This is a genomic window from Nostoc sp. (genome assembly GCF_036916985.1).
In the GTDB taxonomy this organism is placed as follows: domain Bacteria; phylum Cyanobacteriota; class Cyanobacteriia; order Cyanobacteriales; family Nostocaceae; genus Nostoc.
On the sequence record NZ_JBALFD010000053.1, the window covers coordinates 1 to 22,145 of the forward strand.

Here is a 22,145-nt window from a genome sequence, read left to right on the forward strand (position 1 = left end):
ATGTTTTTTTGAAGATGTGCTGCAACTATCTTTTCTCGAAGTTCGACAGAGTATGACTTCATTTAAAGGTATTTATATTTTAATTTAGTGTACCTAATAACAGACGCAAGTGCTGTATTGACATCAAATATATAATATGCCCCGCCACCAAAAACAGGACTAATAAATAAGGTTGAAAATGGAGCGATAAAAGGCGCGGATAAATTATTGATTAATCGAGCGAATTCATTTTGAGTGTTAGCACCAAACAACCGTAATAGAAATCGTAATCCTAGTAATATTCAGTTTTATTACAAAAAGTGATCATTCGCTCAAAACCAGACCTAAATATTTAGCCATCAATCAGCGTTTTGACCAGCAACACATAATTTTGTGTTTGTCAATCTATATTACTAGCACCAGGCGCATATTCCAGGTTTCAGGCTTGTTCGAGTACTTAACATTGTCATACGCAATGCAAAGGATCGCACCGTCGTTGAGCAACGCCAGCATCACGATCATCACCGCTGTCAATGGATAAAAGTTAAAGACCAGGATCGACAACGTCATGAACGACAGCACGTTCAGCGTCTCGGCGATGCGGTAGATCGCGTAACTTTGCATCCGTTGGAAAATGCGGCGGCTCTCCTTGATTGCGTCAATAATCACCGACAGTCCCGGCGTTGTCAGCACGATGGAAGCCGCCGCCCGCGCCGCGTCTGTTGCGCCTGAAACGGCGATGCCGCAGTCGGCTTTTTTCAGCGAGGGGGCATCATTCACCCTATCACCCGTTATACCAACGATATGTCCGTGTTTTTGCAGGACATCCACAATGTGGAACTACTTGTGTTCCGGGAATACCTGGGCAAAACCGTCGGCATTCTCAATGGAATCGGATACTGCTGATGTCTCTTGCTTTTCCGAGTCGCCCAAACTCCCGGCATCGAGGATATTTGCGCCCATGTCCAACTTTTTGGCAGTTTCCTGAGCGATCGCTAATGCATCACCCGTCACCTCGTAGCGACGCGGGATCGGTAACAGTCGAGCCACAAGCGGCAAATCATGGTGAAAAGCCGTGTCGAAACAGGCCACTTGGGGCAGATTTGGAAATCGCTGATGAAATGCCTCGGTCAACAATATCTCTTCCGGCAGATGCTCAGGGTCGAATGGACTGAGCTGATGCAGTTCCTCAATCATTTCCGCAGTAATTCGCTGCGGCTGGCTATACTTCGGCCCCCATGCACCACGCTATGCCCTACCGCGCTCAAGTTACGCCCACTATGTTCCTCAATCCAATCCATCAGAGCGTCCACTCCTGCCGTGTGATCCGGTGCCGACACTAACCGCGAAAAGTTGTCCTAGCAGCCACGGATTAAAATAATTCGTAATTCGTAATTCGTAATTCGTAATTAAGTTTTGTGACGGGGATTTAGCTGAGGCTTCAATTCGCGCTGCCTGTAGAGACTCTTGACTTAAACCCCCAAAGTTCGTTAAGGGTTTGCGATTAATTTAGTGCCATTTGGCTCTACAATATCTATCATTGATTGAATGCCTTCTTGCTTTCTGATCTCGCTTTTCTCCTGCCCCAATCCCATAGTCAAAGCCGTCATCCCGGCAAGACCCCCTAGTTGCATACTTTCTACGGCTGTGCTGGGTACAATGACGATTGTGGCATTGTCTTTCAAACCCTCATAAAGCATATTCATCGCCCTCAAATGCAGCGCCACAGGGTTGTTGATATAGGTCTTAGCCGCTTCCCCAAACTTCTCTGCCACCTGTCGCTCAGAATCGCCCAAAATCACACGCGCCTGACGTTCTCTTTCCGCTTGAGCCTGCATCGACATCGCATCCTCCAAAGCCGAGGGAATCAGCACATCCTTAACTTCCACTGAGATAACATTGATGCCCCATGACTCGGTGCGCTCGTCAATGATTTTCTGCAAATCCTTACTGATTTTCTCTCTGCCTTCCAGCATATCTGATAGCATGGTCTTGCCGATGACATCCCGTAGAGCCGTTTGGGAAGCCCAACTAATAGCACTTTTATAGTCGGCGACATCCAGAGCTGCTTTCTTAGGATCTACAACCTTCCAAAAGAGAACTGCATCTACGTCAACCGGCACTGTATCCTTAGTCAGAGTCTTCTCCGCCTGGAAAGAAGTGGTGATCACGCGAGTGTCAATCCGGTAAGGTATGGTGTCAATGATCGGAATAATGAAAACGAGTCCCGGTCCCTTGAGAGCGAGGAATTTTCCTAACCGCAATACCACCAATCTTTCCCACTCATTCGCTACCTTAATAGCACTCGAAAGAATTGAAGCTAACACACCTCCAACACCAATAATTACCATTAAAAGTAGTAATGGGTTAGTAGTGTAATACGGGACGGAGTTTTGCATAAATAAGGACGAATTTCCCGTGCTTTGGGACCTACTCGCTATAAGCTTTCCCGCTTGAAGTTGATAGCCAAATAATGGATAAGAGCTGATTGTTTTCATTTCAATTACCTTGATGAGTTAGACACTTGAATTCGATAACCGTGATTCGTTTTTGCTGAACTAGTAGTCCGCCACACCAACAATGCATGGTTTGTAGTGAGCGCTTTAGCGCTCAAATTAAGGACTAAAGTCCTAACTACGAACTTATTCACCCATCAAAGTTGGTGTGGTGGACTACTAGTACAGTTTGGCGTAAATAAAGCAACCATTTCAAACAGGCACAAGCCTTGATATATAAAACTTTTGACTTTTGACCGAAAACGAAAAGGATACAGAGCAACTAAATTTATTTATGGGGATCATTAATTTTGAATTCGGAGCGTACCCCTGCGGGGATCTTGCTACGCGCAGCGTCTCGTAGAGAAGCGACGTGACTTCTGCCTTGCGGCAATCCTCCATGCAAAAATGAATCATCGCTGCCACAGGATTCGTGTCTCTTCCAGTGGAATCGCAACGCCGTCGCAGTATGGTAAAATACGCACCGTATATTCTGTGGCTGGGCGTGTTGCGGATACTTGCGTGTTAAAGATGTAACCATTCCCCGTGGTCAATGGCTGACCGCGCTTCATTTCCTGCCGCGACCTGTTGCCGCCGTTCACTCCGTTGGCGTATAGTTCTACCCGCACACTCTTTGGGTCAAGCCTCCCGAAAAACACTTCAGCTGTGAATGTGTGTCCTTGTGCGTCGCTCACAACCTTAATTTCGCCGAAGCGTAACGTTGCCCATTTATCTTGTAGAGTTTGCTGCCAATCGACAATTTGCTTGCCGACTTCGCCGTTGTTCGCAGCGCGATCGCGGTAAGCAGTGGCAGCCGGCAGGTAGTGTTGCTCAGTATATTCACGTACCGCATGAGTGGCAGAAAAGCGCGGTGTCAACTGCGCCATGCTTTCTCGCATCCGCTTGACCCATGCTGTGGGGATGCCGCTGTCGTCTCGAGTATAAAACTCTGGGATCACTTCCTGCTCTAGCAGGTCATAGAGCGCGTTGGCTTCTACCGCGTCCCAAGCGGGATCTTCGCCATGCTCCTGACCGTCACCCAATGCCCAGCCAACTTCAGGATTGTAGGCTTCTGCCCACCAGCCATCCAACTCAGATAAATTGATGCCGCCATTGACAAGTACCTTCATGCCGCTTGTACCGCAAGCTTCCCAAGGTCGCCGTGGCGTGTTGATCCAGACATCCACCCCTTGTACTAGGTGTTCGGTCAGAAGCATATCATAGTCACTGAGAAACATCGCGTGGGGGCGCATCTCAGGTTGCCGGATGAAACGTACCCATTCTTGAATCAGGGCTTGCCCCCCCTGGTCTGCCGGATGCGCCTTGCCAGCAATGATGAGTTGCACCGGACGCTGCGGATTGGTCAAGAGACGAAGCAGGCGATCGCGATCGTGTAGTAGGAGGTTTGGTCTCTTATAGGTAGCGAAGCGGCGGGCAAAGCCCAATGTTAATACGTTGGGACTAAACAGATGGTTCGCCCCATTAATCGCCTCCGGCGTGTCGTTGGAGACGATTAATTGCTGGGATAAGCGTTGGCGGGCGTATTCAACCAGAGACTTGCTCGCGGCTGTCCGAAACTGCCAGAGTCTAGTGTCGGAGATGTGACGAATGTCCTGCCCCAGGTTTTCTGTCGTACCCAGCCAGCGATCCTTTCCACAGGCTCCCGTCCACAGATCATCGGCGGGAGACGATTCCCAGCTTGGTATGTGGACTCCGTTGGTTACGTATCCAATCGGCACTTCGTCCTCTGGCCTGTAGGGAAAGAGCGGCGTGAAAATGCGCCGACTCACCTGACCATGTAAGCGACTCACCCCATTTACCGCGCCGCTTCCACGGATTGCCAAATAGGCCATATTGAAACTCTCGGATGAATCATTTGGATTCTGGCGGCCGAGGGACAGCAAATCGTGGACTGTAATACCAAGCTTGTCTTGGGCATACCGACCAAGGTATTGCTCAATGAGAGCCGGAGCAAAACGGTCAAAGCCAGCAGCCACCGCCGTGTGAGTGGTGAAAAGGTTCCCCGCTCGCGTGACCGCCAGTGCGACCTCAAAAGGCTGCCCGGTCTCGTTCATGAAAGTTCTGGCTCGTTCCAAAATAGCGAATGCCGCGTGGCCTTCATTGAGATGGCAGACATCCGGATGGATGTCGAGGGCATCAAGCAGTCGCCAGCCGCCAATACCGAGCAGCATTTCTTGCTTGAGGCGTAACTCTGGTCCGCCGCCATACAGTTCGCTGGTAATGCTTCGATGGGCAGGAAAGTTTGCTGCGTCATTGCTGTCTAGCAGGTAAAGCTTCACGCTACCAACTTGTACCTGCCAGGTGCGTAACCAAACCGAGTAACCGGGCAAGACAATCTCCAACCGTAACCACTCGCCGTTGGGGTGGCGCAAGGGTGCGATCGGTAACTGTCCGGGATCGTTGTAGGGATAAAGGGCTTGCTGTGCGCCGTCCTTGTCAATCACCTGACGAAAATAGCCCTGTTGATAGAGCAATCCCACAGCAACCACCGGTACACCCAGGTCACTGGCGGCTTTGAGCTGATCTCCAGCGACATTACCGAGTCCGCCTGAGTAAATGGGCAGCGCTTCACTCAACATAAATTCCATGCTGAAATACGCGACACATTTCAATGGAGACTGCGGATACCGTTGCTGAAACCAGGCTGGTGCAGTTGCCTCCTGACGCCTGGTTTGCAACAGGTCATCCACTTTATTAGAGAAAGCTGGATTGGCTAGCGCCCTCTGGAGTTTGTCCCTTGAGACAGTTTGTAAAACCACCCAAGGGTTTTGAGTCAACTGCCAAAGTGCAGGATCAAGCTGCCGCCAGACTTCATCGGTAGAATGATTCCACGACCAACGCAGATCCAAAGCTAGTTCGGCAAGGGAATCGAAGCCCTCGACATCTGTCGGTAAAAAACGGTTGTTCCACGTGCTGAAAGGTGTTTGTTGGCTCATCGGTTCTCCTTTGGGTTTGCCTTGGATGCAATCTCCAACTTCTGTGGGGATGCTGTCAAAGCAGTGCTGACAATTGTCTGTGCTTCTTCCAGGATGTGGTGCAGATGCTCTGTTCCTTGGAAGCTCTCTGCATAAATCTTGTAGATGTCCTCGGTTCCTGACGGACGTGCCGCGAACCATCCGCTTTCGGTCATCACTTTCAACCCACCGATGGCAGCACCGTTGCCTGGTGCATGAGTGAGTACCTTCTGAATTTTTTCACCCGCCAGTTCGGTCGGCCAATTTTGGCAGTTATCCGGTCAATCATCTGGCTGCTGACTACCGTTTTGCCGATCGCCGCTTCCTGATGCCACTTTGGCCTGTTTTGAAAAAGATAGAAAATTGCCACGCAGAGGTCGTGATTTGGCGGTAGCAATCCTTCGTTTCTGGTGACAATGCCATGTCGGTCGTAATCAGTGTCACAGGCGAAGCAAAGATCAAAGCGATCCTTGATCTCGATCAGTGGTTGCATTGCATAGGGCGAAGATGGGTCCATCCGAATCTGTCCATCCCAATCCACCGTCATGAAACGAAAGGTGGGATCGACCGTCTCGTTGATAATGGTTAGGTTTAAACCATGTTGCTCCGCGATCCGCGCCCAGTAATGGACACCAGCACCGCCAAGGGGATCAACGCCGAGACATATCTTGGCGCTGCGAATGATATCCAGGTCGATTACATTGCCCAGGTCGTTGACGTAGGCGGTCAGATAGTCGTGCCGATGGGTCGTGGCACTGTGTAGAGCCTGTTCGTAGGCAATTCGTTTCACTCCTTGGAGTCGGGCTTCCAGCAGCGCATTCGCCGTTGCCTCAATCCAACTAGTGATCGTGTTGTCGGCTGGCCCACCAGGCGGCGGGTTATATTTGAAGCCACCGTCATGGGGCGGATTGTGGGAGGGTGTGATCACAATCCCGTCAGCGAGTCCGCTTTTGCGATCGCGATTGTAAGTCAGAATTGCATGAGAAATCACTGGGGTTGGGGTATATTCGTCCCCAACGGCGATCATCACTTCGACTCCATTTGCTGTCAGCACCTCAAGTGCAGTAGCGCCAGCTGGAACAGAAAGCGCGTGCGTATCCATACCGAGATACAAAGGGCCAGTGATTTTTTGTTGCGTGCGATAGAGGCAAATCGCCTGAGTAATTGCCAGGATGTGCCATTCGTTGAAAGCCCGTTTGAATGACGAGCCGCGATGACCAGCGATCATTGTCGAGAGACCAATGGCCGAGTCCATTGAGTACCGTCCGCCAACCCAATCCCAAAACTCGAACATATTGGCGGTGTCGATGCCGAACTTAGCCACCGCTTCGACGTTGGTCGAGACAGCCACAAAATGTCTGGCAACCGCATCGGGATGCTTCAATGTCTTGAGGAGCCAGTCGCGGGCTGTGTGGGCGTTGGTCATCGTCTCCAGGGTCGTAAACGTCTTTGACGCGATGATGAACAGCGTCTCTTCGGCATCGAGGTCGCGGCTGGCTTCGATAAAATCGCTGCTGTCGATGTTGGAGATGAAGCGGAAGGTTAGGTCGCGCTGGCTGTAATGGCGCAATGCCTCTAATGCCATCACTGGCCCCAGGTCAGATCCACCGATACCGATATTGACGATGTTGCGGATACGCTTGCCCGTGTAGCCCTTCCACTCTCCACTGCGTACCTGAGTGGAACAGTCAGCCATCTTATCCAGCACGGCGTGAACCCCAGGTACAACGTCCTCGCCGTCCACGATGATGGCTTGCCCTTTGGGGGCACGCAGGGCAACGTGCAGAACTGCCCGCTTTTCTGTGACGTTGATTTTGTCCCCGCGAAACATGGCATCAATGCGCGATCGCAGACCGGACTCTGCCGCCAATTGCAACAACAGCGTCAGCGTCTCATCCGTGATCCGGTGCTTTGAATAGTCGAAGTAGATGCCGATCGCCTCAGCTGTCATGCGCTCCCCGCGCGTTGGATCGTCTGCAAATAACTGCCGCAGATGCAACTCCTGGACTTTCGGGTAATGGGCTTCGAGGGCTTGCCATGCCACGCGTTGGGTAAGGGGGATGATTGTTGTCATGCTGCCTCGACTTGACTTTGAGTTTGACTAATTCCTGCCTGAACTTCGATTTGGGAGACTTGATCTAGCCCGACTAACGCACAGGTTTGTTGGGCGCGTTTGAGTGGGCTGGTCAGGATATGGGAAAATTGGATATCCCGGAGGTGCTTGCCGAGTTCCCGTGCCTCGGACTCGCCGTTTGCAGTTAACGGCAAATCCGTGCGACCTGTGTGGCGACGGTCGAGCGACCACTCGGTTTCGCCGTGCCGAATCAGGTAAATGCGTAGGGGAGTAGATATACTCGTTTTCATGCTCCTGTCCCTTCCATCGCGGCATTGTATTCGCCCCGACGCGCCGCCCAATTGCACTTAGCTCGATGCAACAAAGCCTGCTGTGCCTCTGACACATTCCCCTCTTTACCTTGCCAAAGCTCCAAAGCTGGTTGCTGGATGGCGCGGGCAAAGGAAAACGCCAATGCCCAAGGTAATCGCGATTTGAATTTAAGATTCATGGCATTCAAACGAGCCGAAGCCAGTTCACCGGATTGTCCGCCCGACAAGAACGCAATTCCCGGAACGGCAGCAGGGACAGCCCGCAAGAGACAGTTCACCGTGGCATCAGCCACCTCGTCCACCGATTCTTGTTGAGAACAAGTCAATGCCGGAAGCACCATATTGGGCTTGAGGATCATGCCCTCCAGTATCACCCTTTGCCTGTAGAGTTGGTTGAAGACAGTTTGTAGGACTTCCGCCGTTACCTCGCCGCACCGTGACAGGGTATGCACTCCGTCCATCAGCACTTCTGGCTCGACAATCGGCACTAGTCCAGCTTCCTGGCACAACGCAGCATAGCGAGCCAACGCCTGGGCGTTGGCTTCGATACAACCCAGGCTGGGAATACCATCGGCGATGGTAATCACCGTGCGCCATTTGGCAAAACGAGCGCCCTTATGAAAATATTCCTTGAGGCGATCGCGCAATCCGTCTAGACCTTCAGTAATTTTTTCTCCAGGATGACCTGCCATCTCTTTAGCACCGATGTCAACTTTGATGCCAGGAATGATTCCCGCTTCGGTGATGACTTGCACAAAGGGAGTGCCATCTTGCTTTTGCTGGTGAATAGTTTCGTCGTAGAGAATTACGCCACTAATGTATTCACCGAGACTGGGCGTGGTGACAATCAACTCTCTATAGGCGCGTCGGGCTTCCTCAGTCTGCGGAATGCCTAACTTTGCGAATCGTTTGTTACAGGTGGGATTGCTCTCATCCATTGCCAGCAAACCCTTATTGTCAGCAACAAGCATCTTCGCGGTTTCTATCAGCTTTTGGACACTCATTTTGGGTTTCTCCACTCTGGAAGGTGCAGCTTTTGGATGCAAAGAAATGAATCAGGTGAATTTGATTCGCCCGTTGATTTCAAACTTTCCCATCCACCAGCGCCGGGTTGGTTCTCGTTGACAATCTGGCGCATTTTTTTGACGGCAACTTTCAGGCTGGGTGTACCGAATAAGATCGTTGTATCCGCTCCGGCGCGGGCGCATTCGGCGGCGGTTTGGTCATTAATGCCGCCATCTACGCTGATGCGGTAGGATAGGTTTTTTTCGCGCCGCCACCCTTGAGCCTGCCGGATTTTGGGTAGGCATTGGGGGATAAATTCCTGTCCGCCGAATCCGGGATTGACAGTCATCACAAGCAGTAGATCAATTTGTTTGAGAAACAGCCGGACAGATGCGATCGCAGTAGGTGGATTGATGGCGAGTCCGACTTTTTTGCCGAGGGATTTTATTTTGTGGATCAGGGATGGGACTTGTTCGCCAAGTTCGACGTGAATGATCATTTCGTCCGCGCCGGCTTTCGCAAAGGGTTCGAGCAGGATGTCTGGCTGGGAACATATAAGATGAACGTCAAAGAAAAGTTTGGTGAGTGGGCGGATGGCTTGGACAACTTGCGGACCGAAGGAAATGTTCGGGACGAAGTGGCCATCCATGATATCGAGGTGCAGGCGATCGGCACCAGAACGTTCGGCACGTTCGGCTTCTTGTCCCAAGCAAGACTGGTTGGAGGCAAGGAGCGAAGGTGCAATCATCATTTCGGCAACCTTTGATTTCATATTTTTTGCTGGCGTACAGTCAGAATGTATGTTTGTCCTGAAAGTTTTTCCCTGTTCCCCGTTCAGAGTTCCTTTTCATTTCAATTCCAATGCCGCTACTTTCTCAAGCCGTCGCTGGAAACGTTCATATTGCTGGAAATGAGCAGCCAGAAATGTCTGAACCAATTCCCAGGATTCGGCATATCCGGTGACTTGTCCGCCCAGACACATCACGTTCATGTCGTCATCCTCCACCCCTTGATGAGCGGAGAATGAATCTGCAATTAACGCCGCTCGCGCGCCCGCTACCTTGTTGGCAGCAATACAAGCTCCTACCCCACTACCGCAAATGGCCAAACCGCGAAGGATTGTGCCCTTCGCCACCGCCTGGGCTAGTGGCACCACAAAATCCGGGTAATCATCTCCTTTAACCAACTCATAAGCACCAAAATCCTCAACCTCGTAGCCAGCGTCCTTGAGAGCCACCGTCAGTTGCACTTTCAACTCAAACCCACCATGATCCGCCGCGATCCCAATGTGCATTATTTTCCCCCCAAGCCAACGAGCGATTTCTCTATCGGTGTTGCACCGAAACTCCACTTCCAATTGCGGATTTCCGGCAAGTCTTCGCCGTGCTTGTCGATATAATGCTTATGCTCGATCAACTTGTCCTGCATCATCTGCTTGAGATAGGCTCCCTTACTACCCAAATGCAGCAGACGATCCACCACGTCTTGCACCAGATGAAAGCGATCCAGGTCATTTTGCACCCTCATGTCAAAAGCCGTTGTGATCGTCCCCTCTTCCTTGTAGCCCCGGACGTGGAGATTGCGATTGGTACGCCGATAGGTCAGCCGATGCACCAGCCAGGGGTATCCATGAAAGCCAAAGATGATATGCTTGTCTTTGGTGAAGAGTGAATCATAATCTGCTTCACTCAATCCGTGCGGGTGTTCGCTCTCGGATTGCAACTTCATCAGATCGACAACATTAATTACCCGAATTTTCAGATCGGGCAGATGTTCCCGCAGGATAGAAACGGCAGCCAAAATCTCTAACGTCGGCGTATCTCCACAGCAAGCCATCACCACATCCGGCTCAGTATCCTGGTCGTTGCTAGCCCATTGCCAGATGCCAATGCCTTCAGTGCAATGCAATATCGCCGCTTCCATACTTAGCCATTGCGGAAGCGCGTGTTTGCCAGCAACCACCACATTCACGTAGTGTCGGCTGCGTAGGCAGTGATCGAAGACGGACAGCAGACAGTTCGCGTCTGGTGGCAGGTACACACGCACGATATCGGCTTTCTTGTTGATCACGTGGTCGAGGAAACCTGGGTCTTGGTGCGTGAAGCCGTTATGATCCTGCTGCCAAACGTGGGAGGCAAGCAGATAGTTCAGCGATGCAATCTTCCGTCGCCAGGGCAGTTCCGATGTTACCTTTAGCCACTTGGCGTGCTGGCTGAACATCGAATCAACGATGCGAATAAACGCCTCATAGCTGTTGAACAGCCCGTGCCGTCCAGTTAGCAAATAGCCTTCCAACCAACCTTGACACTGGTGTTCACTGAGCATCGAGTCCAGCACTTGTCCGGCTGGCGCGAGGAATTCATCATTTTTTTCTTCCCGCCCTTCCCACTGACGATTAGTAACTTCAAACACTGCGCCCAAAAGATTCGAGAGTGTCTCATCGGGGCCGAAGATGCGGAAATTGCGCTGATTCAGCTTGACTACATCACGCAGGAATTGGCCCAGTACGAGGGTATCTTGACCGTCAACGGCACCAGGTGCAGGCACATACACCGCGTGGTCGCGGAAGTCTGGCATTTGCAGGTCGTGCAGCAGTATACCGCCGTTGGCGTGGGGGTTCGCACCCATGCGGCGATCGCCTTTCGGGGCTAGTTCAGCTAATTCCGGCATGAGTCGGCCATTCTCATCAAACAGTTCTTCTGCCTTGTAGCTTTTCATCCAGCTTTCCAACTGCTGGACATGGCCGGGATGCTCGGAGTTCACCAGTAACGGCACTTGGTGCGATCGCGATGTGCCTTCGATTTGTAAACCATCCACGACTTTTGGCCCCGTCCAGCCCTTGGGCGACTTCAGGACGATCACCGGCCAGCGTGGGCGAGTCATATCGTTCTTGTCCCGTGCATTGCTTTGGATTTGCCGAATGTCTGCGATCGCCTTGTCCAGGGTGCTGGCCATAAGTTCGTGCATCCTTTCCGGCTCGTCGCCTTCCACAAAGTAAGGTGTCCAGCCGCAACCTCTAAGAAATTGCTCTAACTCCTCATGCTCAATGCGAGCCAAGACAGTTGGGTTGTTTATTTTGTAGCCATTCAGGTGCAATATTGGCAGTACAGCACCGTCGGTAATTGGGTTGAGTAACTTGTTAGACTGCCATGCAGTCGCTAAGGGACCTGTCTCCGCTTCCCCGTCGCCGATGACACAAGCGACAATCAGTGAGGGATTGTCGAAGGCAGCACCGAAAGCATGACTGAGGGAGTATCCCAACTCACCACCTTCATGAATCGACCCCGGCGTTGTCGGCGCAACGTGGCTGGAAATCCCACCAGGAAATGAGAATTGCGTGAACAGCTTTTTCAACCCAGCTTCGTCCTGAGTGACGTTGGGATAAACTTCGCTCCAGGTGCCTTCGAGGTAAACGTTACCTACAATTGCTGGGCCACCGTGACCGGGGCCAGCGATGTAGAGCATATCTAGGTCATATTTCTTGATTACCCGGTTCAAGTGTACATAGATGAAGTTCTGTCCCGGTGTCGTACCCCAGTGTCCAACTACCAGTGGTTTGACATGGGAGAGTTTCAGAGGCTCCTTCAGCAATGGATTGTCGTAGAGATAAATTTGCCCAACCGATAGATAGTTGGCGGCACGCCAATAGGCATCTATCTTGTGGAGTAGTTCTGGGTCAAGAGTCTTTGTTTTTATGGTTGATTGCCCAATTTCTAAGGCTAATACGCTAGTCCGATCAATTGCTTTCACGGTTCTTTCCTCTTTATTTATCTTTATCAGAATTTGTATCTTTTATGACTAAAACAGAACAATTCGCATGATCAACGACATGATTGCTGACACTACCTACGAAAAACTCTGCGATCGCTGAGTGGTCATGCCGACCTAATACGATCAGATCAGCATTCCACTCTTGAGCAACACTAGAAATCGTTGCCCCTGGCTCACCAAAATGATGTTGATATTCAGTTGAAATATTTCGGGCAGTTGCCTGATGACAGTATTCTTGTAACCAAGCTTTTGCCTGCTCAATCTCTAGCTGAAGTGTTTCCGCGCGAAATGATGGAGAAAGCCCAGTGTTGATCGGATAGAGTCCAAACGTCCCACCTGACTCGAATCCTGGATCGATCGCAGTAAAATCTACGAGGCAATGAAGGATCATCAATTTAGCTTGCTCTTGCTGCGCTAAATTCAGTGCCCGATCAAACACGATGGATGTTAAAGGAGAATGATTAATGGCAACCAGAATGCGTTTAAAGTTCATTGTTTCGAGCCTTCAGGTTCATCTCACTTATCTAATGGTGTTCTACGCGACTTGCAAGCCAAAATGGAATTCCAATTCCCACAAATTGAGCCACAATCATACAGATATTTGCTTGTACAACAAAAATATGAATTGGCTCAATCAATTGCCCTGTCCGATAGATAGCGGCTCCTTGCGGAACTGAAAGCGTTTTCAGGAGCAATGTTCCAACAATTGTTTCGATGCCGACTAACGTCATTAACATTGCTGCCAAGTTAACTACAACTCCTAGTTGTAAAACTTGAATTATTTCCTTGCGGCTAGGATGTAAAGCTGGTTCCGGGGCTGACAATTGTTGCCCAAGATGAACGTAGCGAAAGAACCAGTAAATGCTTAAGCCTAAAGCCGCAATTCCCCCAATTGCGGACAGCAAACCGATCCCTGATTTGAGATTGAGGTTGAGAGTCGGATCGAGAATCGCGAACCCTAAAATCAGAAGAGAAACAATGGTTAAAACAAACTGTATCCAAAATCCACTCCACCCCAATGATCGCAGTAAACTAGCAGCTTGCTGCCTCTCTGAAGGATAATATTTTGATTCTAGGTAGCTAGACATAAGGCATTGCTCTCTAAATCTTGGCTTTGAACAATAGCAGGTGTGTCAAGCTGTGAGGCACACTCGACAAACGCATACCACTTGTCCTGTTATGTGCGGTGCGGCTCTGAATCTCTACTGTGAAGTGCGTCCCTGTCCTGAATGCAGAGTTAGCATCCAAATTCCATCAAACAAGAGATTGATTCCAATGAAAGTGCCAATCAGCCAAACTGCGCCAAACGGAAAGTTAGACCAAAGGAAAATACCGAAAATAATACCGATGATTCCGCTCACCAGCATCAATCCCCAGTTAGGTGAAATCCGGCGCATTTGAAATGCAATGGACACTTGAATGATGCCTTGCACAAAAATGGTAATACCCAAGACTAACGTCAAGGCCAGCACCCCTGCAAACGGATTTGCCACTACTAAAATTCCAGCCAGAAAATATAAAAGACCGAGAATCAGCTTCCAGATGACTTTACCTGCACCTCTCGATTGAAAGGCATAAACGATTTGAGTAATTCCGGCAAAGATGAATATCCAGCCAAATAGTAAGGTTGAAGCAACGCTGGCAAAGAAGGGAAAGGCGATCGCAATGATGCCCAACACGATCATGAGAATAGCGATGCCTACGGCTACCAAGGGTATCGCGGTTGTCCATCCAGAGCTAACAACTTGCTCATTAGTTTCAGGCTCAATAGTTCTCATGTTTATCTCCTTTTGAATCAAATCCTAAATGACCGCAGAGTTATCGAAGAATTTCTTCACCGTTGCACTCGCTCATCACTTTCTGTTGATTAACTCTCGACCTCCGCAAAATTCCTGATTAGTTCCCTAGTTTTTCACTAGAACATACAACATTGAATACTTCCTGTATCTTGATAGGTAAATAAGTTCAATTTCATCTACCGCTTTTGAATGGTTTATCAGAATTTGTATAATTTATACATCAACTCAAACATTAAATCTGACTTGTTGATAATTGCTTGTGGCTTCAAACCCTTCTAACGCACTGCTAGCGATCGCTACTAACTCAATGTGAGTTCGACAAGTCTTATTTGACCTCTCCCCCAGCCCCTCTCCGACACGGAGAGGGGAGCAAAAAGCTTAATTTTTCGTTGCTCCTCCCTTTCCGTTTCGGAGAGGGAGGTTGGGAGGGAGAGGTTCATCGAACTCACGTTAACTCAATACGCTTGGGTTTTTGAGACGCGATAAATCGCCGTCTCTACAAATATTTTGTTGCTCATTCTGAACTGTATTGGCTACTACCTCACTTACCTAAATCGACAGGATTGCTCTATAGTCGGAGTCTCTTCAAATTGCACCATTATTAGAACAGCTGGCGCATCGCCTACTGTTCCAGATAAGTGACCTTTATGACCTTGCACGTCTGCTTTCGTACCCTGATCTTCTCCAAATGAAATTTCGCCTTCCCCCATCTCGACTCGCTGGCCGTCCATAGTCTCCACAAACCAGCGTCCCGACAAAGGTATGATCCACTGGGGTTTCGGGTTCTCATGCCAGTTACCAACCCATCCCACAGGTAGCACACTAAAGGTGATTGTAGCACCAGACTGCTTCAAATTAGAAAGCCACTGCGGTGAGGTATCCGGGGCTATGCCTTTTTCTATGAAGTCTTCAATTTGACAACGGGACTGGTGGCTTATACCGTCGTCGTCAGTCCAGACGTGCCAGTATTCAATTGTTGGTTTGGGTGATGAGTTATTCTGCATAATAATGGCTCTTTTTGATCTGAAATGTATTGAAAGGCGAATTAGAAATTACGAATTACGAAATTCTAACCGTATAATTATGTCCTTCCCATTTGCTGCTTTCAATCCAGAAAAAGGTAAAGTTAATCGGCTGTTGCTGATGATCAGAAATAGAGATATCTACAAAATTCACTCCTAACTTTGTAGAAGTTGCAGGTGTATCTTTTAGGGTTTGCCAATTATCATCTGACCAATGCAACTGAAAAGATGCTAAAGCGTGAATTCGCAATGTATAACCTTTTTTAACTTTGTCTATTTGACGGTTAAACTTCCACATTTCCAATGATTTACACTGCTTTCTTTCACCTAGATATCGATTCGCTACCTCTGGAACTAAATCAAATACTTGACCATCATGATTTGACCGTAGCAGTTTGATATACTCCGAATGCGCCCACATCAAAGGCATTGCCGAACCTGTTGGTTTTCCTAAATACAGATGATTTTCAGGTATATCTGCTTCATCCCAAACTTGTTCGGGTAGTAAACAAGTATCTGATGCAAATCCTTCCATCGCCTTAATATATGTTTTGACATCGCCGCCAACAGCTAATTCATAATGTCCCCGTTCTCCTGTTAAGAGAGGCCAAGCGCGTCCCTTACCAAAACCGGTATAAGGACTGTTGTCTTCTTGCTGGCCGTAGCCGTCGTGGTTGTAACGATGCCAACAAAGTCCAGCAGGTGTATCTACTTTTAAAACTGCATCAATTACTTTGACAGAATCAACAATAATCGGGTCATCAGGTTTGCGAATTCCATAGCGTACTAATTGCAAAAACCCGCCATCAACAATTTCTTTCGCGGGAAATTCTGACGGTTCCCCAGGTGGTTGACTGCTGATAAAAAGAGTTCCTTGGTTAGGATTTTCGTTAGGTTGAGGATTATTAATATCTGTAGGAGTAATCCGAATGTAATGGCGTTTGATGCCAGAAACTAAAGTTCCTTCAGTAGTAACTGTCCAAGCTTCGATGTGAGATTCTAAAAAATCAGCATATTCTTCGATAAACTTGGCTGTTGCTTCATCGCCACGTTCACGAACAAATTGAGCAGCACAAATTAAGGCGGCAATATTAGATGCTAATGTTGATGGTGAATAACCGCTATTTTCTTCCCAGCGTTCTTGTTGGGTAGCTGGGCCATGACGAATTAAATAGCCAGCCGCCCGTAAAATCATTGGATAAATATCGAAGTTTAAACAAGTTTTTTGTTGGTGCAATAGCCATGCTAACAGAATGGGAAATGCCACCTCATCAAGCTGGATACCTGTCCAATAAGGTTTACCATCAACCCAGAAGTTTTGGGGAAAACCGCCATCTTCCTGCTGACTCGTAGCGAGATAAATTAGCGATCGCACTGCTGTATCAGTTTTGCCAGCAGCCACTAAACCTGATACACTGCTAACCATATCCCGCGTCCAGACAAGGTGATATCCTCCTTGATCTTGGTCGTCTTTGGCTTCACCCCAAGGGATAGCCAGAGATGCGATTAATGCACCGGGATAAGTCTTATCTTCATGTGCCAACAACAGACTAATGCTGTTGTGATACAACTTGCCCTCATCATAAGAACTATTTTCTAATGAATGGATACCCTCACGCGATCGCTTCCACTGCTCGTTATATAGCTGCTTCTGCTTTTCAAAAGGAATATTAAGCGATTGAAATAGTGTGGAAATTGCATTGTGCAGATTTGTCCCAAATGCCAATCCTAAAGTAAACTCTTTAGTGCTATTTAAATTTAGTTCTCCAGTTAATGCTATGTTGCCATCTACAGCACTGTCAAACTCCCAATCCATCTGAAAATTATCAGCTAAATCTGTCCAACCATCACTTTCACCAACGTAGCCAGAAGAAATCCGGTTAAAGGGAATTGTTGCACCCAGCGCTAACCATGTTCCTCCTTTCTCGGCTGTGAGAATCCGATGTCCAGCAACTTGTACAGCGTAACCATTATTACCTCTACCTCCAACTTCCAGATGCGGCGCACACAAAGCATATAGCTGGAGTTGGGAAATAAAATCGCTATTTCCTGTTAATTTTGTGCGTTGTAAAATACAGGATAAATGAGGGTCAGCAATTACTTCTTTGATTACAGCATAACGCCCTTGTGGATCGGAATTAGTGATGCGATATCCTAAACCATGAGTCCACATCGGTTCAACTTTTGATTCAAGATGTCGTTTTTCTTCGTGAAAAAAGCTTTTTCCATCAGAAATTAAATACTGTAAATCCCGAACTTGGGGACTGTCTACTGTAGGATGGTAGATTTCAGTAACAACACCATTCCAGATAGTAAACCAAATGTTACTAGAGGTAGAGTAAGCTGTTCCCACTCCATCTTTATTGGCATGAGTCCATCGAGGATCGATACCAGGTGAGCCAAAAGCCTGTCCTTGACTAAGAATTTTTACCATAATTTGTTGTGCAGTTCAGTGCTGTAGTTGATATTTATTTGATTAAAAAATTATTGAGAAGTTTGAGAAGTTCTTCGAGCAGTAGTTAAGGATTTAGCTTCAATAAAAATTTGTTTGATTTCAGGATGCTTTTGGCGAATACTTGCTTCTAAACTTTCTACAGTTAAAGCTATTTCTTCACCTGTAAGATTGTGAGAAAATTGAAGTTCTAAGTTGAGTAATACTTCTTTGGGAGCAAGTTGCATTGTTAGCACCCGGATAACCTCTTTCACTCCTGGTTCTGTTTTTGACAAAGAACGGATATTAGCTATAGTTTGAGGATCGGCACTTTCTCCAACTAATAATCCTTTACTTTCTCTTGCTAGTACCACTGCTACTATAGCTAAGATAATGCCAATAATAATTGAGGCAATACCGTCAAAGTAAACATTATTAAATAGATGTCCTAAAAATATGCATATTAAGGCAACGATTAAACCTAAAATTGCCGCAGTATCCTCAAATAATATTGTCAATACTGTGGGATCTTTACTACTTTTGATAGCTTGCCAAAAATTTTGTTTACCCTTAGTCGTCAAAAACTCTTTTAAAGCTACAGTCCAAGAAGAACCCTCTAATAATATTGCCATACCTAACACAATATAATTCCACATTGGGTCTTCTAAGGGACTGGGGTTAATTAAATGAGTGATTCCTTCATAAATTGACATCCCGCCACCAATAGCAAAGATGAGGATAGCAACGATAAAAGTCCAGAAATAAAGTTCTTGTCCGTAACCAAAGGGATGACTATCATCTGCTGGTTTTTGGCTTCTGCTAATTCCCAGCAAAAGTAATAGCTGGTCGCCAGTATCTACAACTGAATGAATACCTTCAGACATCATAGCGGAACTGCCAGTAATAGAGGCGGCGATAAATTTAGTAATAGCGATCGCTAAGTTAGCGCCCATCGCTGCATATATAGTTTTATGAGATGAATCAGATGCCATAAGAGTAAATAATAATTATGTAGAAACTTCTAATTCACCATCGAGATGGGTAACTTCCCATTGAGTTTGTTCGCCATCACGCCAAAATCGCAATCCCACCGTAGCATCTCCCACTGACAAATTTGTGAGTTCTAAATCGGGCAAGCAATCTGGTAGATTAGGCTGTACTTTTAACTGTTGTTTGGCAGCATCAGCTTTGAGTCCTAAAATGGTACGAATGAGGAATAAAATTGAACCAGCAGCCCAAGCTTGGGGTATATTAGCGTCTGGGTAGGGGACTGGAAAGTTATCATCTTCGCGTTCAATTCCTGCAAACAATTCTGGCATTCGTCCAGCTTGAAAATAACTAGCAGCAGCAAAGATACCCTCAGCAATGCGGTTAGCTTCTTGGTGATAGCCATACTTTTTTAATCCGGCGGCAATTATGGAGTTATCATGAGGCCAAACACTACCCCGTTGATAACTAATCGGATTATAAGCCGGATTTTGCGATGAAAGAGTCCGCACACCCCAACCACACCACATATCTGGTTGAAAAAGTCGGTTAGCAAGTTTTTTTGCTCGTTCTTGTGGTACAATACCAGACCAGAGCAGATGACCAGGATTTGAAGTAATTGATTGAATTTGCTGCTTTTTATCGTCTAATCCTAAACAGTAAAAGCCAACTGAATCCATCCAAAAGCGATCGTTAAATCGTTGATAAAGTTCTTCGGCTTTTTGACGTAGCTTTTTGGCTTGCTCTTTTTCGCCCCACACTTCATAAATTAAAGCTGCCCTCAGCCACGCATCATAAACGTAGCCTTGCACTTCACACAAAGCGATTGGCGGCTCAACTAACTGCCCATCGGGGTAAACTATTGCGTCACCCGAATCTTTCCAACCTTGATTGCGTAATCCTTTTGGCGAACGAGTTAAATACTCAACAAAACCATCCCCGTCAAAGTCGCCGTATTTGTCAATCCAACTTAGGGCTTTTTCTAGTGGCGCTCGACACTCATCAAGCATACTGGCATCGGCGTTCCAGTTATAGGCTTCAGCTAAAGTAACAATCCACAAGATGGTAGTATCTACTGTTCCGTAGTAGGGATGATATGGCAGTAGGTTGAGTGTAGTTAACTCATCGCGCCGCATTTCGTGTAGCATTTTGCCCGGTTGGGCATCATGCCAATCATCCAATTCAGTTGCCTGGAGTTGAGCTAGTTTCAGTAACGTGCCACGGGCAAATTCATGATAAACTGCGATCGCTTGCAAGCTAGCAATTATTGAGTCACGTCCAAAAACGGCAACAAACCAGGGTATACCAGCAGCAGGCATCCAAAATTTATGCCCGTTATCATCCACCTCAATTCGTAGCGCTCCCATATCTGCGATCGCTTGCTGATAGTATTCGGCAATTTCATTATTAGACGAGCGCAACTCTGTGGCATTAGTCAGAAATTCATCCCTAACCTTTCCCGCTTTTGTACTGTGAGGCACAGCACAGGTGTTTTGAGGTTCAAAGATTTTTCCATCGGCTAAGGCTGTAAAATTGACACAAGTATGCCATGTTTTCCCAGGAGCAATGACCACATCAAACATTAAACGACCGTTGGCATAGCGTGGCTCAGAAGTACCACAAACTGGCTCAATCACAATACCTCGCAAGAAAGAGCCGTTGCGATATTCAGTGGTGAGTACACCATTTTCCCATCTGGTTTCTATGTCACCCCGCGTTAATATTTGCTGTGATTTGACATCAAAAATGTCTGCAAAATCAGAGCGCACAGCTAGCATTAATTGAAACTCAACAACTTCACTGTGATAGTTAGTTATATCAATATCTTCGTGCATACCTTCCACAATGTCACGCCCAACGGTTACAAGTAAATGACCAGGCGGTAAGGAGCCGTTGATAATAGGAAGTTGTGGGTTAGTGAATTGGTAAAGCGCATTATGATGGGTGATATTGCTAGAGGCTAACAGCGAAAGTCGGTAGCGATTGAGAGAAATTTCATAGTAAGAAATTACGCGTGTGTCCCAAACAAAAAAACCTTGAGGTAAATTCTCGTCGATAGAACCATCACTAGCCGTTACCAAAAAAGAGGAACCATCGTTGATGGTTATCAAACCCGAATTGACAGTAACTTTTGTAGGCATTATCGCGTCGCTTCGCTCCGAATTCAAAATTCAAAATTCAAAAATAAATAAATTTAGTTGCTCTGTATCCTTTTCTGGTATCCGCTCAATTAACCATTCTCTGTAAAACCTGGATACAAAGTCATCCCACCATCTACAAACAGTGTTGTACCGTTGACATAATCAGAGTCATCAGAAGCCAACCAAACTGCTGCTTTGGCGATATCTTCCACATCACCCACACGTTTGGCTGGAATCAGTTTTAGTAACTTCGCCTCTGCTTCTGGAGTATCCCAAGCTGATTTATTAATCGGGGTTTTGATTGCACCAGGAGCAATACTATTAACACGAATTTTGTGGGGGGCAAGTTCTTGGGCAATACTTTGCATCATCATATTAATACCGCCCTTGCTAGTAGCATAATTGACGTGACCAGCCCAAGGAATTACCTGATGCACAGAACTCATACAAATAATCTTACCTGCGGCAGATGAAATATGCGGCTGTACACCCCGGCGCAAGAATTCCTTTGCAGCTTCCCTAGCACATAAGAATTGTCCCGTCAAATTTATCCCAATCACTGCATTCCATTGGTCAAGGGTCATATCTACAAACGGTGAATCTTTTTGCAGACCCGCATTGTTGATCAAAATGTCAATAGTGCCGAATTGCTGGATCGTCTGGCTGAACATCGCCTTTATTTCGTCTTCTTTGCTGACATCAGCTTGAATTGCAAAAGCTTGACCATTAGCCGCCTTGATCTCATCGACAAGTTTTTGGGCTGATTCGGCTTCCGAATGATAGTTAATAGCGACTGCTGCACCTGATAAAGCTAAATAACGAGCGATCGCTTCACCAATCCCAGAACTAGCACCTGTCACAAGTGCTTTTTGACCTTTAAGCAGATAAGGGGAATAACTCATAATACTTTTTCAAAATTTTTGCTATGTATTTTCATTTGCAAAGTTTGAGGATAGCTGATATTGAAAACTTATGATTGAATTCAAATTGAAGCAAGCTGTCCTACGCCACACTTTTTATACTAAATTACAGATTTTGCTTATGTGTTTAATTTTTGACATCTATTTTGGTGATTCTGGCATTACTTTAAAGGTTTGTAAGAATAAATGCTTCTAGCCATTGGAATAATAAATATCTCTACCGAAAGAACTATAA

General features: G+C 47.2%; 18 protein-coding genes and 1 pseudogene. All 19 read right to left on the bottom strand.

Annotated elements, in window-relative coordinates; translation table 11 throughout:
• Positions 1-384: 384 nt before the first annotated feature.
• The 19 genes and pseudogenes from V7L07_RS18215 to V7L07_RS18305 all read right to left on the bottom strand — a co-directional run bounded on the left by V7L07_RS18215 (position 385) and on the right by V7L07_RS18305 (position 21,892).
• On the bottom strand, positions 385-810 hold the full coding sequence (locus tag V7L07_RS18215) for an HAD-IC family P-type ATPase (protein ID WP_335060133.1): 426 nt from the start codon (positions 808-810) through the stop codon (positions 385-387).
• Positions 811-819: 9 nt separating this feature from the next.
• Positions 820-1,203 (bottom strand): annotated as a pseudogene (locus tag V7L07_RS18220) (hypothetical protein); the annotation flags it as partial.
• A gap of 266 nt (positions 1,204-1,469) precedes the next feature.
• Positions 1,470-2,378 (bottom strand): slipin family protein, encoded by a 909-nt coding sequence (locus tag V7L07_RS18225; protein ID WP_335060135.1) that lies wholly within the window; start codon positions 2,376-2,378, stop codon positions 1,470-1,472.
• Between the two features lie 509 nt (positions 2,379-2,887).
• Positions 2,888-5,431 (bottom strand): alpha-glucan family phosphorylase, encoded by a 2,544-nt coding sequence (gene glgP / locus V7L07_RS18230; protein ID WP_335060137.1) that lies wholly within the window; start codon positions 5,429-5,431, stop codon positions 2,888-2,890.
• Positions 5,428-5,625 carry a hypothetical protein gene (locus V7L07_RS18235; RefSeq protein ID WP_335060139.1) on the bottom strand — a complete coding sequence of 66 codons (198 nt, stop codon included), beginning with the start codon at positions 5,623-5,625 and terminating at the stop codon, positions 5,428-5,430. Before V7L07_RS18235 ends, glgP begins: the two co-directional genes overlap by 4 nt.
• 5 nt (positions 5,626-5,630) lie before the next feature.
• On the bottom strand, positions 5,631-7,523 hold the full coding sequence (locus V7L07_RS18240) for a hypothetical protein (protein ID WP_335060141.1): 1,893 nt from the start codon (positions 7,521-7,523) through the stop codon (positions 5,631-5,633).
• Positions 7,520-7,813 carry a histidine phosphatase family protein gene (locus V7L07_RS18245; protein WP_335060143.1) on the bottom strand — a complete coding sequence of 98 codons (294 nt, stop codon included), beginning with the start codon at positions 7,811-7,813 and terminating at the stop codon, positions 7,520-7,522. Before V7L07_RS18245 ends, V7L07_RS18240 begins: the two co-directional genes overlap by 4 nt.
• Entirely contained in the window at positions 7,810-8,838 is a 1,029-nt protein-coding gene (locus V7L07_RS18250) for a class I fructose-bisphosphate aldolase (RefSeq protein ID WP_335060145.1), read from the bottom strand. Before V7L07_RS18250 ends, V7L07_RS18245 begins: the two co-directional genes overlap by 4 nt.
• Positions 8,835-9,611 carry a ribulose-phosphate 3-epimerase gene (rpe, locus tag V7L07_RS18255; protein WP_335060147.1) on the bottom strand — a complete coding sequence of 259 codons (777 nt, stop codon included), beginning with the start codon at positions 9,609-9,611 and terminating at the stop codon, positions 8,835-8,837. The genes V7L07_RS18250 and rpe overlap by 4 nt, the downstream gene beginning before the upstream one ends.
• 75 nt (positions 9,612-9,686) lie before the next feature.
• Positions 9,687-10,133 carry an RpiB/LacA/LacB family sugar-phosphate isomerase gene (locus V7L07_RS18260; protein ID WP_335060148.1) on the bottom strand — a complete coding sequence of 149 codons (447 nt, stop codon included), beginning with the start codon at positions 10,131-10,133 and terminating at the stop codon, positions 9,687-9,689.
• Positions 10,133-12,550, bottom strand: coding sequence for a phosphoketolase family protein (locus V7L07_RS18265; RefSeq protein WP_335060178.1), 2,418 nt, complete (start codon positions 12,548-12,550; stop codon positions 10,133-10,135). Before V7L07_RS18265 ends, V7L07_RS18260 begins: the two co-directional genes overlap by 1 nt.
• A gap of 52 nt (positions 12,551-12,602) precedes the next feature.
• Positions 12,603-13,103: a universal stress protein gene (locus V7L07_RS18270; RefSeq protein WP_335060150.1), complete on the bottom strand. Its 501-nt coding sequence runs from the start codon at positions 13,101-13,103 to the stop codon at positions 12,603-12,605.
• A 31-nt stretch (positions 13,104-13,134) separates the two neighbouring features.
• On the bottom strand, positions 13,135-13,698 hold the full coding sequence (locus tag V7L07_RS18275) for a DUF3611 family protein (protein WP_335060152.1): 564 nt from the start codon (positions 13,696-13,698) through the stop codon (positions 13,135-13,137).
• A gap of 114 nt (positions 13,699-13,812) precedes the next feature.
• The gene (locus V7L07_RS18280) at positions 13,813-14,388 is read right to left on the bottom strand and encodes an HdeD family acid-resistance protein (protein ID WP_335060154.1); all 576 of its coding nucleotides are present in this window, start codon (positions 14,386-14,388) and stop codon (positions 13,813-13,815) included.
• A 566-nt stretch (positions 14,389-14,954) separates the two neighbouring features.
• Positions 14,955-15,413, bottom strand: coding sequence for a cupin domain-containing protein (locus V7L07_RS18285; RefSeq protein WP_335060156.1), 459 nt, complete (start codon positions 15,411-15,413; stop codon positions 14,955-14,957).
• A gap of 55 nt (positions 15,414-15,468) precedes the next feature.
• Positions 15,469-17,865 carry a glycoside hydrolase family 15 protein gene (locus V7L07_RS18290; RefSeq protein ID WP_335060158.1) on the bottom strand — a complete coding sequence of 799 codons (2,397 nt, stop codon included), beginning with the start codon at positions 17,863-17,865 and terminating at the stop codon, positions 15,469-15,471.
• Positions 17,866-17,915: 50 nt separating this feature from the next.
• A complete protein-coding gene (locus V7L07_RS18295) occupies positions 17,916-18,854 on the bottom strand; it encodes a cation diffusion facilitator family transporter (RefSeq protein ID WP_335060160.1) in 939 nt (312 codons plus the stop codon).
• Between the two features lie 15 nt (positions 18,855-18,869).
• On the bottom strand, positions 18,870-20,990 hold the full coding sequence (locus V7L07_RS18300; protein WP_335060162.1) for an amylo-alpha-1,6-glucosidase: 2,121 nt from the start codon (positions 20,988-20,990) through the stop codon (positions 18,870-18,872).
• Between the two features lie 89 nt (positions 20,991-21,079).
• Positions 21,080-21,892: an SDR family oxidoreductase gene (locus V7L07_RS18305; RefSeq protein WP_335060164.1), complete on the bottom strand. Its 813-nt coding sequence runs from the start codon at positions 21,890-21,892 to the stop codon at positions 21,080-21,082.
• Between the last annotated feature and the right edge of the window lie 253 nt (positions 21,893-22,145).